1 protein-coding gene and 1 pseudogene are annotated in these 1,731 nt (G+C 51.9%); both read right to left on the reverse strand.

The window, feature by feature from the left end:
- A pseudogene (locus tag NW852_RS02235) lies at positions 1-184 on the reverse strand (citramalate synthase); the annotation flags it as partial.
- Positions 174-545, reverse strand: coding sequence for a type IV pilus biogenesis protein EbsA (gene ebsA, locus NW852_RS02240; protein ID WP_414366770.1), 372 nt, complete (start codon positions 543-545; stop codon positions 174-176). The gene ebsA and the pseudogene NW852_RS02235, both read right to left, overlap by 11 nt.
- Positions 546-1,731: the final 1,186 nt, after the last annotated feature.

Genomic DNA, 1,731 nt, shown 5'->3' on the forward strand with positions numbered 1-1,731 from the left:
GCACATCCTTGGGATTGGCCCCCGGCCAGCCCCCCTCGATAAACGGGATCCCCAGGCGATCCAGCAGCTTGGCGATCTGGATCTTGTCTTGCAGTGATAGCGATAGCCCCTCCCGCTGCGCCCCATCCCGCAGGGTGGTGTCGTAGAGGGTGACGGCAACCGGAGAATTGGCGTCAGTCTTCATACCGCATCAGCTTTTTGTAAAAGGCAGTGGTGAAATCCGGCGGTTGTCCACGCTGCACCAGTGTTACGACATCGATTAGGTAATCCACAAACTCGTAGTTGGCGATGGAGAGCTGGTAAGTGAGCTCAGCATCCTGATCGAAGATCACTTGCACCACGGTCAGATCGGAGGGCAACGGCGACGTGTGCCAACTGGCCAGGAAACGCACAGGTTTGTCTCCCTCGATGGCCCTCTGTCCTTCCAGGCTGCCTTTTTTGTAGAGGCCCACCGCAAGAGCTAGGTGTTGCCGGCGCGCGACGGCGTAATAGGGCTGATAGATGGCTACCTCTGCCGGAGCGGCAGGTTCAAGTTGCAAAGCCATGGCGGCAAGAGGAGAGAACCGTTGATTGCAGTAGAGAACCCAACAGAAGGCCCACTGCGATCTAGCCTACCGCGTTGGTGGGCCACTGGCCTAGGGATAGATTGACCTCATTGTCTCCTACATACCGGTCAGAGTATAGTAAAGTGGATACCCAAATCTAGTTTCGACTCTGAAACAGTGTCTGCTCTGTCTACCCAGTACCTCTCTGTAAGGGAAGCTTCAGAAATCTTAAACTGCTTAGAACAATAGGTGCGGCGACTACTCCGAGGCGGCGAAATCAGCAGGGAAAAATCGGCAGTCAGTGGACTGTAGCATCAGAGTTTGCAGAGAACTACTGCGTTAAGAGAGTAAGGTACAGACTCAAAAGTAACCGATCACAGTTGACGCTCGTTTAGCTAGCCTCAGCTAAAAATCCTGAGTTTTTTCTGGCTGTATGGGTCTAGAAGAAGACATTCAGGTAATACTTGCTTGTGAAGTTGATCCAGCCACTTACGGTGTTCTGCCGTAAGTTTGGGAATCCGAGCGCTGATAACGGTACTGACAATCATGCCAGCGATTGTCTTTGTAGACTTCAATACTCATTTCGAAATTCTATTTTCGTAGCCATTATTATACCTCTTTATCCACTTTTCAGCCACCTCCTTCCTTTTTCTGGCATTTATCTCCGAACAAAGTTCTGGGTCTCTGTAGCAGGCTCTAAGAATAGTTCGGTGGGCCTCAAGAGTTTGCCGATTCTTTTGAGAGAGGGCGATTTCAAAAAATTTTAGAAGTTCTTCCTCGAAGTTATTGCGAATGATATCGTTGAGGGTAACAGGTATCTCAGGTCTCTCCCGTAGCTCATAGCAATTGGCTTAGGTACCTAATATCGAAACTGGGCAGCGGGATATCCTTCGCTGAGAGATTCCGCACCTCATCTTTGGGGAAGCTTTGGAAAGGCAGGAGACTCTGGGAAACAATGGGAGAGGGAATCCCGCTCACAACTGGTTCTTCTCCGCTTGGACGGAGTCCTCGCTGTTTTCCCCCTTGCCCCAAATCTCACCGCATCTGCCGGCCATATGAACATAGCCCCAGACCCAACTGCCCCGCTTGCCCCTGCCGACTCCTTGCCGGAGCTGGATCCCGTCCTGCAACGCAAGTTCCACCAGCTTGTCCAAATCTTCGCCGAGATGGGGCGGGTCTTGGTGGC

It is taken from the genome of Synechococcus sp. H60.1 (genome assembly GCF_047462335.1).
GTDB lineage: Bacteria > Cyanobacteriota > Cyanobacteriia > Thermostichales > Thermostichaceae > Thermostichus.